We start from the raw sequence: 14848 nt of genomic DNA on the forward strand, positions 1-14848 counted from the left end.
CAGGCGCCCTATGGCCAGCAGCCCCCGTACGGCCAGGCCCCCTACGGCGTCCCCCAGCCACCTGCCCCGGGCGGCGGCAAGAAGAAGACGGGCATCATCCTGGGCGCGGTGGCCGTCGTGGCCGCGATCGCTGTGGGCGCGTACTTCGTGATCGGCGGGGGCGGCGGCCTGGAGGACGACGGGCCGCACAAGCTGTCGACGCCGGCGACCGTGCTCACCGAGTACAAGCGCACCACGAAGGACGGGCAGACCACCGGCTCCGAGGAGAAGTCGGAGTTCGAGAAGAGCGGCGTCAAGAACGCCAAGACCGCGGCGGGCCTCTACTCCACGGTGGATCAGAGCGACTACGACCCCGACGATCCCTCCTCCGCGGCGAAGATGGCATCGGCCAAGACCCTGTCGGTCGCCGGCGCCTACGGTGAGATCTCCGACCCCGAGGCGACCCTGGACCTGTTCTTCGCCAGCTTCAAGAAGTCGTTCGAGAAGGAAGCCACCACCGGAGCCGGCAGGCCCGAGCTGGTCGGCGAGCCCGAGGAGACGGACCTCGACGGCGCCGTCATGAAGTGCCAGTCGCTCAAGGGGCAGGACCGGAAGACCCAGAAGACGAAGACCAACTGGTTCTGCGCGTGGGCCGACTACAGCACGATCGCCATCGTGTCGCCGGGGGAGGTGGCACAGGGCATCACCAAGGACGTGGCCATCGACCTCACCACCAAGCTCCGCAAGGAGGTCCGCGTCCCCGCCTGACGCCGGCAACGACGAAGGCGCCCGGCAACTGTGCTGGGCGCCTTCGCGTGCAGTGGGTGACTAGGCCGTCTTCTGCTCGCCCGGCCCGCGGCCGTTGCGCGCGTCCCGCGGGATCAGCGTCGGGTTGACGTTCGACTGGACGACGTCCGCCGTGATGACGACCCGGGCCACGTCCTTGCGGGAGGGGACCTCGTACATCACGCCCTGGAGGACCTCCTCCATGATGGCGCGCAGGCCGCGCGCGCCGGTCTGGCGGAGGATGGCCTGGTCGGCGATGGCTTCGAGGGCCTCGCGCTCGAAGTCCAGCTCCACGCCGTCGAGTTCGAAGAGGCGCTCGTACTGCTTGACGAGCGCGTTGCGCGGCTCGACCAGGATCTGGAGCAGCGCCTCGCGGTCGAGGTTGTGGACCGAGGTGATGACCGGGAGACGGCCGATGAACTCGGGGATCATGCCGAACTTGACCAGGTCCTCCGGCATGACCTCCTGGAACTGGTCCTTGGACTCCATCTCGCGCTTGGAGCGGATCTGCGCGCCGAAGCCGATGCCCTTGGCGCCGGCCCGGGACTCGATGATCTTCTCAAGACCGGAGAAGGCACCGCCCACGATGAACAGCACGTTCGTCGTGTCGATCTGGATGAACTCCTGGTGGGGGTGCTTACGGCCGCCCTGCGGCGGGACCGAGGCCGTGGTGCCCTCCAGGATCTTCAGCAGGGCCTGCTGGACGCCCTCACCCGACACGTCGCGCGTGATCGAGGGGTTTTCACTCTTCCTCGCGACCTTGTCGATCTCGTCGATGTAGATGATCCCGGTCTCGGCCTTCTTGACGTCGTAGTCGGCCGCCTGGATCAGCTTGAGCAGGATGTTCTCGACGTCCTCGCCGACGTATCCCGCCTCCGTGAGGGCCGTGGCGTCGGCGATCGCGAAGGGGACGTTCAGCATGCGCGCGAGGGTCTGCGCGAGGAGGGTCTTGCCGGAGCCCGTGGGGCCGAGGAGCAGGATGTTGGACTTCGCCAACTCGATGGCGTCGTCACGGCCGTTCGCCCCGCCGTTCTCGCCGGCCTGGACGCGCTTGTAGTGGTTGTACACCGCTACGGACAGGGCCTTCTTGGCGGCCTCCTGGCCGACCACGTAGCCCTCTAGGAACTCGTAGATCTCGCGGGGCTTCGGGAGTTCCTCCCAGCGGACCTCGCTGGTCTCGGCCAGCTCCTCCTCGATGATCTCGTTGCAGAGGTCGATGCACTCGTCGCAGATGTACACACCGGGCCCTGCGATGAGCTTCTTGACCTGCTTCTGGCTCTTGCCGCAGAACGAGCACTTGAGCAGATCGCCGCCGTCACCGATGCGTGCCACGGTGTGCTTCCCCTTCGCCTGGGAGACTCCTGGACGTCGACGTCCAAGCGGACTCCTGGTGCTGCCTTATGTCCGACGGTACCTTGCCGGGCCCCTCGTCCGGGCCCCCCTTGGCGCGGTTCGCTTTGACGTGAACCGAGCCAAACCATGCCAAGGGGCGGCAGACGATACAGCCTCTCGCCTCAGCGCAGGCTCGAGTTGTCCATCTTCCGGGTGCTGATGACCTGGTCGATCAGGCCGTAGCTCAGCGCATCCTCGGCCGTGAGGATCTTGTCGCGCTCGATGTCCTCGCGGATCTTCTCGACCGGCGTCGTGGAGTGCTTGGCCAGCATCTCCTCCAGCTGCGAGCGCATCCGGAGGATTTCGTTCGCGGCGATCTCCAGGTCGGACACCTGACCACGGCCGGTCTCGCTGTACGGCTGGTGGATCAGCACACGCGCGTTCGGCAGGGCCATGCGCTTGCCCGGCGTACCGGCGGCCAGCAGGACGGCGGCGGCGGAGGCGGCCTGGCCCATGCAGACCGTCTGGACGTCCGGCTTCACGTACTGCATCGTGTCGTAGATCGCCGTGAGCGCCGTGAAGGAGCCGCCCGGGCTGTTGATGTAGACCGAGATGTCACGGTCGGGGTCCATCGACTCCAGGCACAGCAGCTGCGCCATGACGTCGTTGGCGGAGGCGTCGTCGATCTGGACGCCGAGGAAGATCACGCGCTCCTCGAAAAGCTTCGCGTACGGGTCGTACTCGCGGATGCCCTGGGAGGTGCGCTCGACGAAGCGCGGAATGATGTAGCGGGACTCGGCCTGCGGGCCGGTGTAGCGGCCCTGCGAGGCGCTCATGTCCTGCACGGCGTCCATACGGTCGTAGATCCCGCTGCCGGGGAACTGGTTCACGGTGTCTCCTGAAGAGGGCTGAGGCGGTCGGCTGGGGCTGTCTGGGGTCGCTGGGGGCCCGGGAGGGCTCCGTGGGCCTCACGGGGCGCCACAGGCCCCGTGGGGACCGCTCAGGCCCCGGTGCCGCCGCCGCCCGGCATACCGGCGGCCGTCGTCATCACGTCGTCGATGAGGCCGTACTCCTTGGCCTCGAAGGCGTCGAACCAGCGGTCGCGGTCCGAGTCGCGGGTGATCTGCTCGATCGTCTGGCCGGTGTGCTGCGAGGTCAGCTCGGCCATGCGCTTCTTGGTGTGCAGCAGCCGCTCGGCGTGGATCTTGATGTCCGAGGCCGAGCCGGCGAGGCCGGCGGAGGGCTGGTGGATCAGGATCTCGGCGTTCGGCAGCGCGAAACGCTTGCCGGGGGTGCCGGCGCTGAGCAGGAACTGGCCCATCGAGGCCGCGAGGCCCATGGCGATGGTCACCACGTCGTTCTTGATGTACTGCATCGTGTCGTAGATCGCCATGCCGGCCGTGATCGAACCGCCGGGGCTGTTGATGTACAGATAGATGTCCTTGTCCGGGTCGGAGGCAAGGAGCAGCAGCTGTGCGGTGATCTTGTTGGCGATGTCGTCGTCGACCGGCTGGCCGAGGAAGATGATTCGCTCGTTGAGCAGCCGGTTGTAGACCTGGTCGCCGAGGCCACCACCGATGGAAGGGTCGCCGGCGGCTGAGGGCATCAGATTCGTCACGTATCCACCTGCTCGTCTTACGACGGCGCCGGGCCGTCTCACGTTTCCCTAGGGGCTAGGAGCCGTTCGGGGACTCCACTGCCCTCGTATTCATGGACCCTAACGCGCGGGTCCCTTCGGGGAATCCCGGAGATGGGAGTGTTCGCCGGGGGCGTAGCGCGGTGGGCTCCGCCGGGGCGCCGTGCGGTCCCGTCGTGGGTGGTGCGGAAATCGCCGGGCCGCAGGCGGGTGGGGGCTTGCCGCGCAGTTTCCCGCACCCCTGGAGTGCGCTGTGCCCCCGGGGTGGCGAGAAGGCCCTGGGGCATGCCCCAGGGCCTTCTTCACGAACTCACCGCGACCGGGACTCAGCCCTCGGTCTTCTCCTCGGCGGAGGCCTCCGTGGCCTCGGCCTCGACGGCCTCGGTCCCGGCGGACTCGGTCTCGTCCTCGTCGTCGTCGAGGTCGATGACCTCGCCGTTGGTGTCCTTGACCGTGGCCTTCTCGACCACGACGGCCAAGGCCTTGCCGCGGGCGACCTCGCCGACCAGGAGCGGAACCTGGCCACCCTCGACGACCGCCTGGGCGAACTGGTCGGGGGACATGCCGGAGGAGGCCGCACGGCGCATGAGGTGCTCCGTGAGCTCCTCCTGGTTGACGTTCAGCTTCTCCTGCTTGACGAGCTCGTCGAGCACGAACTGGGTCTTGATGCCCTTGACCGCGGCTTCCTTGGTCTCGGCTTCGAACTCCTCCTCGCTCTTGCCCTGGATCTCCAGGTACTTCGCGAGGTCGAGACCCATCTGGCCGAGCTGGTGGTGCTGGAGGTTGTGCTTGCGCGTGTTGACCTCGTCCTCGAGCAGCTTCTCGGGGACGGGGACCTCGACCAGGTCGAGCAGCTTCTCCAGGACGCGCTCCTGGGCCTGCGTGGCCTGGTCGTACTGCTTCATGTTCTCAAGGCGCTTGCGGCTGTCCGCGCGCAGTTCCTCGATGGTGTCGAACTCGGAGGCGAGCTGCGCGAACTCGTCGTCCAGCTCGGGCAGTTCACGCTTGGCGACCTGGGTGACCTTGACGGTGACCTGGGCCTCCTTGCCGGCGGCGGAGCCGCCCTTGAGCTCGGAGGTGAAGGTGGCCTCGCCACCGGCCTCCAGGCCCTTCACGGCGTCGTCGATGCCTTCCAGCAGCTCACCGGAGCCGATGGTGTAGGAGACGCCGTCGGCGACGCCGTCCTCCAGGACCTCGCCCTCGACCTCGGCCTGCAGGTCGATCGTCACGACGTCGCCGTCTTCGGCGGCACGCTCGACCGGGGCGGTGGAGGCGAAGCGCTCGCGCAGCTCCTCGACGGCCTTGTCGACGTCCTCGTCGGTGACCTCGACCGCGTCGACCTCGACCTCGATGCCGGAGAAGTCCGGGATCTCGATGGCCGGGCGGATGTCGACCTCGGCGGTGAAGTTCAGCGTCTCGCCGTCCTTCAGCTCCGTGATGTCGACCTCGGGCTGGCCCAGCACGCTGAGCTCCGCCTCGTTGACCGCGTCGGTGTAGAACTTCGGAAGCGCGTCGTTGACCGCCTCCTCCAGAACCGCACCGCGGCCGAACCGCTGGTCGATGACCCGGGCCGGGACCTTGCCCTTACGGAAGCCCTTCACCGTGACCTGCTGGTTGATCTTCTTGTACGCCGCGTCGAGGCTGTCCTTGAGCTCCTCGAAGGGCACCTCGACAGTGAGCCGAACCCGAGTCGGGTTCAGGGTCTCCACGGCGCTCTTCACGGTTCGGTCTCCTTGTGGCTGACTTCTTGGTTTCTGCCGGGACCAGAACGGCCCGGCGGACTTCGCCGCCCGGAGACTTCAGACCTGAGACACACGGGCGTGCAGCTTGCATAGTAACGGCAGCGACTACACCGCCCAAAAGGCGATCACGTGAGTGATCCGATGGGTGATCACGCGAGTGATCGGGTGGCTGGTCGGGGTGGCGGGATTTGAACCCACGGCCTTCCGCTCCCAAAGCGGACGCGCTACCAAGCTGCGCCACACCCCGTCTGGTGCGACACGTAGGGTACATGCCGACGGGCGGTGCGGCGGCCGCATTTCCACAGGGCCGTGCCGCGTCGCCCCCGGCGCGAATGCGGTGTGCGACGAAGGGGGCCGACCCGCTACGATGCCTTCAGTGCCGCGGTCACCCGACCCGCGGCGCGTGCCGTGCGGGCGTAGCTCAATGGTAGAGCCCTAGTCTTCCAAACTAGCTACGCGGGTTCGATTCCCGTCGCCCGCTCCATACGGCTCAGGGCCGGGCGGAGGATCATTCCTCCGCTTGGCCCTGAGTGTTTCCCGGGGCTGCGTTCGGTCCGTCGTGTCCCCCGCGTGCCCCTTCGGCTTCCCTCAGGCTCCGAGATGGCGAAGGCGCCATCCGCGAGTGCCGGCCGAGTAGTGGCGTGCGCAGGGAGCTCCCATCCCGCCTGAGCGCGCCACTGTACGAACGACCTGGACGCCAGGGGCCGTGTCTGCTCGGCTCTACCAAGCCAGCACATCATATTCACTAAGACACCTTAAATCACATTTAAGAAAACACCATGTGAAATCCCCCTGAAACGGGCATGCCCGCTCATAAAGTGCTGGTCGCGCAACGGAATGGCCCATGAGTGACCCACGGCATCCGAACACAGGAGGAACGCAATGTCCGAAACGTATCTCAGCGCCAACGTAGTCAAGCTCGCGGGCCCTGGCGTCGCAGGGATGGAGCAAGATCCGCCTCTTTTCCACTACGACGTCTCCCCCGAGGAGGTGCCGATGCTGCTGGCAGATCCCGTCAAGTTCCTCCAGGAACGCGGCATGGGAGAGGAGCAAGGCATCGCGCCCGCCGGGAAAATGACCGTCACCTTCACGTCGAACATGTGGGACGGTACTCAGTGGGTCGAAGAATCCGGCGGGCCCGAGCTGAGGCACTCGTGTTGTTATGTCACCGATGCGCAGTCGGTCTGCGTGCCGCACTCACAACCGCACTGAACTTGAGGAATTGCCGGCGGCCCTGACGACCAGCTGGTGCCGAGCGCAACCATGCCCTTCGCGTGCCCGGTTGGGTGGTGGCAGGCGGGGAGCAGCGGGAAAGGCGGTCAGGACGCTGGGTAGGCACAGGTCAGCGAGGTGGCTGGTCAGGAGGTGGGCGCATACGCGATCTTCCAAACCAGCTACGCGGGTTCGATTCCCGTCGCCCGCTCCATACGAATCAGGGCCAGGTCAGAGGATCATTCCTCCGCCTGGCCCTGATCGTTTCCAGGGTGCGTTCAGTCCGTCGTGTCCCCCGCGTGCCCTTCCGCTTTGGATCTTGGTTCTTCTCGGGCTTCCGGCCCTTATCGACGAGGGCGCTCAGGGCGTCGGCGATCAGCCGGTCACGTGCGGCACTCGCGTGCTGAATCAGAGGTTCCGGACGTCCACGGTGTAGACGGACCGGACGCCGTACGGGACGTACAGGGCGTCGCCGACGAGGAGGAGGGGCGCTCCGGAGGTGACGAGTACGTTGTGGGCCCGGCCGCCGTCGTCGCGGCCCTCCCGGGTGCCCTCGACCTTGCCGCTGCGCGCGTTCAGGGCGGCCAGGCGGCCGCTGGGCGATGCGAAGTACACGTGGGTGGCGGAGGCGGTCGGCGGACCCTGCCGCTCCAAGGTGGAGTTGGATTCCCACAGCGTCCGCCCGGTGCCCGGTGAGACGGCGCGGACGCCGCCGCTGCTGCGCGTGAAGTAGACGGTGCCGCGCACCAGGTACGCCCTCGAGTCCTCGGGCCGGGGCTTCGCCAGTCGGCGCACCGTGAGCTCGTGCGAGGAGACGTCGATCAGGGTGAGATCGCGGGTCGCCGTGGACCGGCCGTCCGCGAACACCAGGCGTCCCTCATGCCGACCGAGCATTTCCAGGCCGCCCTCGGCCTCGACGGTCCAGCGGGTCCTGCCGGTGGCCGGGTCGATCTCGGAGACGGTGCTTTCGGCTGCATCCTCGTCGTTCGTCTCGGTCGCGCAGATCAGATAGGCACGGTCGGCCGCCGAGTCCAGCAGGCAGCCGCCCGGGGCCTCCGGCCTGGGCTGCCGCCAACGGACCTCGCCGGTCTCCGCGTCGAGCAGGGCGTACTGGTCGCCCCGTGATCCGTAGAAGGTGACGACGCCCTCGGGCACAGCCGTGGCCGCGCCCTGCGTACTGTCGGGGACCGATGCCATCTCTCCGCTACCGGTCGGGGTCCGCCAGAGCTCCTTGCCGGTGTCGGCGGCCAAGGCGTAGACCGCGTAGCTGGAGCCGACGCCGCTCGTTCCTTCCGCGTCGTCGGCCCCGTAGGCGAAGACGCGTCCGTCGCCGGTGCCGATGAGCGCGCCCTCGTCGCCGAAGGCGCCGTCGGGGTTTGCGTGGACGGCCCGGCTCCAGGTGTTGCGGCCGTCGGCGAGACCGAAGCGGGTCGCCATGAGGTCGGAACCGGCACACACCAGGGAGGCGTCGACGGCGGAGCAGCCCTTGAGGGGCGTGTCGGCCCCGCCCGGGACGCCCTTGTCCTTGTCCGGGGTCCGCACCGTGGCCACCCACGGCTTCCAGCCCTCGGGAAGGTCGGCCGCCCTGGCGGTGATCGAAGGCGGGCGGTCGTTGTCGCGGATCAGGGTGACGGTGGTGGTGACGATCGCGGCGAGTGCGACGGCCACCGCGGCCGTGACCAGCAGCAGTCCGTGTCTGCGGCGGCCGCGGATGCGTTCCGCCTCGGGCGGCGGCGGCCCGGCCGGGTCAGGTGGCGGCTGGTGCTGTTCCGTCGGGGTTCCGCCGGGCCGCGGGTGCCGCGTCCCGTCCCGTTCGGCGTCCGCCTCCTCGGGCGGGCGGTGCCACATGTCGTCCCGCTCGGCGCGGGCCGTGCCGGGCCATGCGGTGCCGGCCGGCTCGGTCGGCGGGGCGCCCGGCCACGGACGTACGGGGCGCGGTGCGCGGGTGCCGGGCACCAGGACCGGGCCGGGGGTGCCGCCCTCGCGGAGCAGGGTGAACAGTTCGTCCGCGGCGGGACGGTCCTTCGGGTGCTTCTCCAGGCAGAGGCGGATGAAGGGGAGCAGTTCGTCGGGGACGCCGGTGAGGTCCGGTTCGCCCTCGACGACCCGCAGGGCCGTTTCGTAGGGGCTGGGGCTGTCGAACGGGCCCCGGCAGGTGGCGGCGTGGGTGAGGACGGAGCCGAGGGAGAACATGTCCGCGGCCGGGCCGACGTCCTGCGGGGAGGCGAACTGCTCCGGGGACATGAAGGGCGGGGTGCCCATGACGCGGCCGGTCTGGGTGAGGACGTCGGAGGCGGCGTATTCGGCGGCGCGGGAGATGCCGAAGTCGATGACGCGGGGCCCGTCCTCGGCGAGCATCACGTTGGCCGGCTTCAGGTCACGGTGGACGACTCCGGCGCGATGGATGTCGCGCAGGGCCTCGGCAAGGCCGGCGGCGAGGCCGCGCAGGCGGGGCAGCGGGAGCGGGCCGTGCTCGCGGACGTGGGTGCCGAGGTCCGCGCCCGGGATGTACAGCGTGGCCATCCAGGGGTGCGTGGCGTCGGCGTCGGCGTCCACGACGGGGGCGGTGAAGGCGCCGCTTACCCGGCGGGCGGCGGCGACCTCGCGGCGGAACCGGGTGCGGAACTCGTCGTCGTCGGCGTATTGGCTGTGCACGACCTTGATCGCGAGGCGGCGGCCGGAGGCCGAGCGGGCCAGGTAGACCACGCCCATGCCGCCGGAGCCCAGGCGGTCCTCGATGCGGTAGCCGCCCACCTCCGACGGGTCAGAATCGCGCAGCGCCATCCCTGTACGTTCCCCCCGTCACGCACCGTCCTGTGGTCGGGGCGAGCGTAACCGCCCCTGCGGCGGGCCCGTTGCGCGGGGCGCGGGAGGGGGTGTCGGCGCCCCGGTCAGAAGCTGATGGAGTTGATGGTCTGCGCTATCGAGTTGAGGAACCGCTGGATGTCGTCGGCCATGCCGGTCGAGGCGAGGAAGAAGCCGAAGAGGACCGCCACGATCGCCGGCCCTGCCTTGATGGATCCCCCTCTCAGCAACACCACAAGGATGATCGCCAACAGCAGCACCACAGACAGTGAAATGGCCACAACTGATCACACACCCTCGGTCGGTCCGCTCTCCCGGCCCGGGGACGCGACCCCGCGCACCCCGCCAGAACCATCGTGCCACCAACACGGCCGGGCTATGCGGCCGGTGACGCATCGACCACACACGTGTCGCACCCGCCCGCGCGGGACGTTTGTGTGCAAGGTCTCAACGCCGAGGAGTCGCACGGCAATTCGACGAGCCACCCGCACAGGGAATTCGACCGCATCGTTTCCATCTCCACACAACGCGTTCGCAGCTAATTCGAATTGCTGCCACAAGCCCATCAACAGCCGTGCGATCCCGGGCCGGAAGAGGGCGGAAGCGGACATTCCACTGGAGTCGCCTGCTGGTCTTATGCATCACTTAGTCCGGAAGTGTCATGACAAGCAGGGCGCAGGTGCTGTACGCAATCCGCCACCGGATGATGTGTCGGTCATCACGCCCGACAGTGGCGTCAACTGCCCGTATTCCGGGGTACCCGCATCGAATAGCCAGGAATCCTGTCCGGCGTTTTACGAATAGCTGCAGGGAACGCTAGGGTGCCTCAGATGTTCCACGCTGCCTCGTCCCCCGCACGCGCAGCGAGGTCCCGGATCGTCTCCCCGAGCTCCTGGTGGGAGGGTCTGTGACGAACTCGCTGCGACCGAACGGCGACCGCAGGGCGCCACTTCCCCCGGCACAGTCGCCGGCCGACGGAGTGCCGAGCCCGCGCTCGCCGCAGAGCACGCAGAAGAAGCAGGACGGCAAGCAGCGCGACGCGTTCTTCGACAACGCCAAGTACCTCGCGATCGTGCTGGTGGCCATGGGCCACGTCTGGGAGCCGCTCAAGGGCGACAGCCGGATACTGGAGGCGGCGTACCAGGTCGTCTACGCGTTCCACATGCCGGCGTTCATCCTCATCTCCGGCTACTTCTCCCGCAGTTTCGACATGCGGCCCGACCGGCTGAAGCGCCTGATCACCGGCGTGGCCGTGCCGTACATCATCTTCGAGACGGCCTATCCGCTCTTCAAGCGGGTCATCGACAACGACCCGCACCAGGAGATCAGCCTCCTCGACCCCTGGTACCTGACCTGGTTCCTGGTCGCGCTGTTCATCTGGCGTCTGACCACCCCCATCTGGAACCTGGTGCGCTGGCCGCTGCCGCTCGCGCTGGGTCTCGCGATGATGGCGACCGTCACCCCGGAGATCGGTGACGACCTGGATCTGCAGCGCGTCCTGCAGTTCCTGCCGTTCTTCGTGCTGGGCCTGGTCATGAAGCCCGAGCACTTCCACATGGTGCGCCGCCGTTCCGTGCGGATCGCCTCGGTGCCGGTGTTCGCCGTCGCGCTGGCCTTCAGCTGGTGGGCGGTGCCGCGCATGAACACCGCGTGGTTCTACCACCGTGACGCCGCGCAGGAGCTGGGCGCCCCCTGGTGGACCGGTCCGGTCATGGTGCTCGCGATGTTCGGCTGCTCCCTGGTGCTGACCGCCTGCTTCTTCGCCTGGGTGCCACGCCGCCACATGTGGTTCACCGCCCTCGGCGCCGGCACGCTCTACGGCTACCTGCTGCACGGCTTCCTGGTGAAGGCCGGCGACTACCAGGGCTGGTTCGAGGCGTCCTGGCTGCACCGGCCGGCCGGTGAGATCCTCGTGACCGTCCTCGCGGCCGCCGTCGTGACCGTGCTGTGCACCAAGCCGGTGCAGCGCATGTTCCGGTTCGCGATGGAGCCGAAGATGGAGTGGGCCTTCAAGAAGGACGCCGCCGAACTCGCCCGCGAACGCCAGAACGCCGAGCGGCGCGAGCGCGAGCGCGAGAAGGTCAACGCCTGACCCCCACAGCGGAATTCATCCGACGAGACCGAGAAGTGCGCGCATCCGCGCGTACTTCTCGGTCAGTCGTTCACGGGTCGCCTCGTCGAGGACCGCGAGACGGGCCGGGTCCGCGTTGTGCGCCAGGTCCGACTCCTTCACCAGCAGCGCCCCGGGCGTGGCGAGGATCCGCGCGGCGTACGCCTCCGGCGGCTCCCCCGCCCGTTTGGTGACCGCGAGGACGATGTCCTTCGTACGGCTGCTCAGCGGGGCCTCGCGCAGCCACTGTGCGGAGAGGGCGTCGTCCTCGACGGCGTCGTGCAGCCAGGCCGCGGCGATCTGCTCCTCGTCGCCGCCCCGCGCCCGTACGCCCTCCGCCACGGCTCGGAGGTGTTCGGCGTAGGGCCGTCCCACCTTGTCGGTCTGTCCGGTGTGCGCGGCGCGGGCGGCGGCCTCGACCTGGGCCAGGGTCATACGGGATGTCTCGGTCACCGCTCCAGTGTCTCCCCGCGCAGCGCCGCCCGGGCCGGCAGGGTGACCGCGGCCAGGCCGAGGACGAGGATCGCGGCGGCGAACGAGCCGTACACGAGGCCGGGGTCAGCACTCCCGAGGCACGGACCAGGACGGACGTCTTCGGCAGGCCCATGGCCGCGGTGACCCCCGGGGGGTGCGCCCGGCCCGTCGCACGGCGTCCGGGAGCGGCGCCGGTGCGTCTCGAACGTACGGAAGCGGCCGGTGGCCGGGCCATGAGGACGACCGCCCGACCGGCCTGGGAGCCCGCCTCAGCGGGGAACGGCGGCCGTCGGTCCCTCGCGGCAGATCAGGAGCAGGGCCCGGTCGTCGTTGACGTCCTTGGCGACCGCCTCGATGAGATGCCAGGCGGCACCGTGGAAGCCGCCGGCCACATAACGGTCGGCCTCGCCGGTGAGACGGTCGATGCCCTCGACGATGTCGCGGTCGGCGGTCTCCACCAGGCCGTCCGTGAACAGCATCAGCACGTCGCCCGACCGCAGCGAGCCCTTCACCGGGTCGAACTGGGCGCCGTCGTACACCCCGAGGAGCGGGCCCTCGGCCGTCTTCTCCTCCCAGCGGCCGGTGCCGGCGCTGAGCTGGAGGCCGGGCGGGTGGCCTGCGGAGTAGAGCTCGTAGTCGCCGGAGTCCAAGTCGAGGACCAGGTGGATGGAGGTGGCGAAACCCTCGTCCCAGTCCTGGCGCAGGAGGTAGCCGTTGGCGGCAGGGAGGAAGGCGTGCGGCGGGAGGGAGCCGAGCAGGCCGCCGAACGCGCCGGACAGCAGCAGGGCACGGGAGCCCGCGTCCATGCCCTTGCCGGAGACGTCGGTGAGGACGACTTCGAGCGTACGGCCGCCGTTGGTACGGGCAGCCACCACGAAGTCGCCCGAGAACGACTGGCCGCCCGCCGGGCGCAGGGCCATCTCCCGGTGCCAGCCGTCCGGCAGGTCGGGCAGCTTGCTCTGCACCCGGATGCGTTCACGCAGGTCGAAGAGCATGGTGCCGCCGCGCCGCCAGGGCACACCGACCCGGCTGCGGAACTGGGCCAGGAGCAGCCCGAAGAAGCCGCAGGCCGCGACCACGAGCACGACGCCCGGGGTGACCCGCGACGGGCCCTCCGTGTACGGGCCGAGTTGCACCGACTCCACGATCAGTGCCGTGGCCGCCGCCGCGTACAGGCCGAGCAGGCTCGCCGGGCGCAGCAGCAGCCCGCCCACGACGACGGGCAGCACCAGCGCGGCCGGTGAGAACCACACCGAGTTCGCCAGGGTCGCCGCCGCGATCAGCGGGACGGTCAGGAGCAGACCGACCAGGGCGATCCAGTCCGAGCCGTTGCCGCGGAAGTAGTCCACGGCCGCTCGTCGCACGCCGACGCGGACCCGGTGCCACTGCTTGTTCAACCGGGCCGTGAACGTCTCGGCTTCCGCGCGCCGCTCTCGTCCTGATGCCATTAGTTCGGGACCCTATCCATCGGACCAGCCGCTTGGCACGGGAGGTCCCACTTGTCCCCCGTCCGAGGGCCGACTTCACAGTGAACGTCACAGCGCGCCGCCCCGCCGCCACCCGGGAGAAATTCCCTGGCTCGTCCCGCATTGCCCTGGTAGGCATGACTCATGGCAACTGACGCGAACGGCCTCTCGCCCGGTCTGCGGGCCCTCCGCAGGGATGACTGGGACAAGTGGTACGACACTCTGATCCGGGGCTTCGGAGGCGTGCCGGAGTCCGCCGAGGAGCGGGAGTTGTGGAACTCGCTGACCGAGGTCGACCGTTCACTCGGCGCCTGGGACGGGGACGAGTGTGTGGGGACGGCCGGTGCGTTCAGCTTCCGGCTCACGGTGCCCGGCGGCGCCTCGGTGCCGGCCGCGGGCGTCACCATGGTCAGCGTGGCCGCCACCCATCGCCGGCGCGGGGTGCTGACCTCGATGATGCGGCGGCAGCTGGACGACGTCCGTGCCTCGGGTGAGCCGCTGGCCGTGCTGACGGCGTCCGAACCGGCGATCTACGGCAGGTTCGGATACGGGGCCGCCACCTTCCAGTTGAGCGCCGAGATCGACACGACCCGGGTGCGGCTCACGTCGCTGCCCGCGGGTACGGACGACGTGCGCGTGCGCTACGCCGTTCCCGCCGACGCACTCGATGCCTGCGAGGCGTTGTACGCCCGGCTGGTCCCTTCGCGGCCCGGGATGCTGGCACGGCAGCCCGGCTGGGAGCGGCTGGAGTTGCTCGATCCGGAGAGCGACCGGGAAGGAGCGTCTCCACTGCAGTGCGTCCTCGCCGAGCGGGACGGCGAGACGGTCGGGTACGCGCGGTACCGCATCAAACCGGACTGGGAGGCAGCCGGGCCCAACGGCACGGTGACCCTGGAGAGCTCCGCCGCGCTGGACCCCGCGGCGGACGCGGCGCTGTGGCGGTTCCTGTTCGGCATCGACCTGACGTCGTCGCTGGTGGTGCGGGGGCGGGGCCGGCCGGTGGACGACGCGTGGCGGCACTGGGTGTCCGACATCCGCCGGTGCCAACCGCGGCTGCTGGATTCGCTGTATCTGCGGCCGGTTGATCTGGGGGCCGCGCTGGAGGCGCGGACGTATCAGACGCCGGTGGACGTGGTGTTCGAGGTGGAGGACGCGTTCTGTCCCTGGAACTCCGGGCGTTGGCGGCTCAGCGGGGATACGAAGGGGGCGTCCTGCGAGCGTACGGCGGATGCGGCGGATCTCGTGCTGTCCGTACGGGAGTTGGGGGCCGCGTACCTCGGGGGTGTGCCGCTGGCCTCGCTGGGGA

Annotated in this window: 12 protein-coding genes and 2 tRNA genes; 5 read left to right on the top strand and 9 right to left on the bottom strand. The window is 69.2% G+C overall.

The window, feature by feature from the left end:
* Positions 1–747 (top strand): hypothetical protein (locus C1J00_RS23840; protein ID WP_102911100.1); only part of this gene is annotated, 747 nt, incomplete at its 5' end.
* 60 nt (positions 748–807) lie between these two features.
* On the opposite strand, the gene clpX is transcribed toward C1J00_RS23840, so the two are convergent.
* The 5 genes from clpX to C1J00_RS23865 form a co-directional block, all read right to left on the bottom strand.
* Positions 808–2097 carry an ATP-dependent Clp protease ATP-binding subunit ClpX gene (gene clpX, locus C1J00_RS23845; RefSeq protein ID WP_102911101.1) on the bottom strand — a complete coding sequence of 430 codons (1290 nt, stop codon included), beginning with the start codon at positions 2095–2097 and terminating at the stop codon, positions 808–810.
* 182 nt (positions 2098–2279) lie between these two features.
* Entirely contained in the window at positions 2280–2987 is a 708-nt protein-coding gene (locus C1J00_RS23850; protein ID WP_102911102.1) for an ATP-dependent Clp protease proteolytic subunit, read from the bottom strand.
* A gap of 110 nt (positions 2988–3097) precedes the next feature.
* A complete protein-coding gene (locus tag C1J00_RS23855; RefSeq protein WP_180989668.1) occupies positions 3098–3703 on the bottom strand; it encodes an ATP-dependent Clp protease proteolytic subunit in 606 nt (201 codons plus the stop codon).
* A gap of 356 nt (positions 3704–4059) precedes the next feature.
* Positions 4060–5454, bottom strand: coding sequence for a trigger factor (gene tig, locus C1J00_RS23860; protein ID WP_102911104.1), 1395 nt, complete (start codon positions 5452–5454; stop codon positions 4060–4062).
* Positions 5455–5645: 191 nt separating this feature from the next.
* Positions 5646–5722: transfer RNA gene (locus C1J00_RS23865), tRNA-Pro, on the bottom strand.
* Positions 5723–5885: 163 nt separating this feature from the next.
* Here C1J00_RS23865 and C1J00_RS23870 point away from each other — a divergent pair.
* A tRNA-Gly gene (locus C1J00_RS23870) sits at positions 5886–5959 on the top strand.
* A gap of 398 nt (positions 5960–6357) precedes the next feature.
* Positions 6358–6687 carry a hypothetical protein gene (locus tag C1J00_RS23875; RefSeq protein ID WP_102911105.1) on the top strand — a complete coding sequence of 110 codons (330 nt, stop codon included), beginning with the start codon at positions 6358–6360 and terminating at the stop codon, positions 6685–6687.
* A gap of 408 nt (positions 6688–7095) precedes the next feature.
* Here the strand turns inward: C1J00_RS23875 and C1J00_RS23880 are convergent, their stop codons facing one another.
* The gene (locus C1J00_RS23880) at positions 7096–9471 is read right to left on the bottom strand and encodes a serine/threonine-protein kinase (RefSeq protein WP_102911106.1); all 2376 of its coding nucleotides are present in this window, start codon (positions 9469–9471) and stop codon (positions 7096–7098) included.
* Positions 9472–9578: 107 nt separating this feature from the next.
* Complete coding sequence (locus C1J00_RS23885; protein ID WP_086603929.1) at positions 9579–9773, bottom strand: hypothetical protein; 195 nt, start codon at positions 9771–9773, stop codon at positions 9579–9581.
* Between the two features lie 698 nt (positions 9774–10471).
* Here C1J00_RS23885 and C1J00_RS23890 point away from each other — a divergent pair.
* Positions 10472–11584, top strand: a complete 1113-nt coding sequence (locus C1J00_RS23890) for an acyltransferase family protein (protein ID WP_245936477.1) — start codon at positions 10472–10474, stop codon at positions 11582–11584.
* Between the two features lie 15 nt (positions 11585–11599).
* Here the strand turns inward: C1J00_RS23890 and C1J00_RS23895 are convergent, their stop codons facing one another.
* Both C1J00_RS23895 and C1J00_RS23900 read right to left on the bottom strand, forming a co-directional pair.
* Entirely contained in the window at positions 11600–12037 is a 438-nt protein-coding gene (locus tag C1J00_RS23895) for an HD domain-containing protein (protein WP_102911108.1), read from the bottom strand.
* Between the two features lie 308 nt (positions 12038–12345).
* A complete protein-coding gene (locus tag C1J00_RS23900; RefSeq protein ID WP_102911109.1) occupies positions 12346–13524 on the bottom strand; it encodes a PP2C family protein-serine/threonine phosphatase in 1179 nt (392 codons plus the stop codon).
* A 162-nt stretch (positions 13525–13686) separates the two neighbouring features.
* Between C1J00_RS23900 and C1J00_RS23905 the strand changes: the two genes are divergently transcribed.
* Positions 13687–14848: GNAT family N-acetyltransferase (locus C1J00_RS23905; protein WP_102911110.1), on the top strand; the 1162-nt coding region annotated here is incomplete at its 3' end.

It is taken from the genome of Streptomyces cahuitamycinicus (assembly GCF_002891435.1).
GTDB lineage: Bacteria > Actinomycetota > Actinomycetes > Streptomycetales > Streptomycetaceae > Streptomyces > Streptomyces cahuitamycinicus.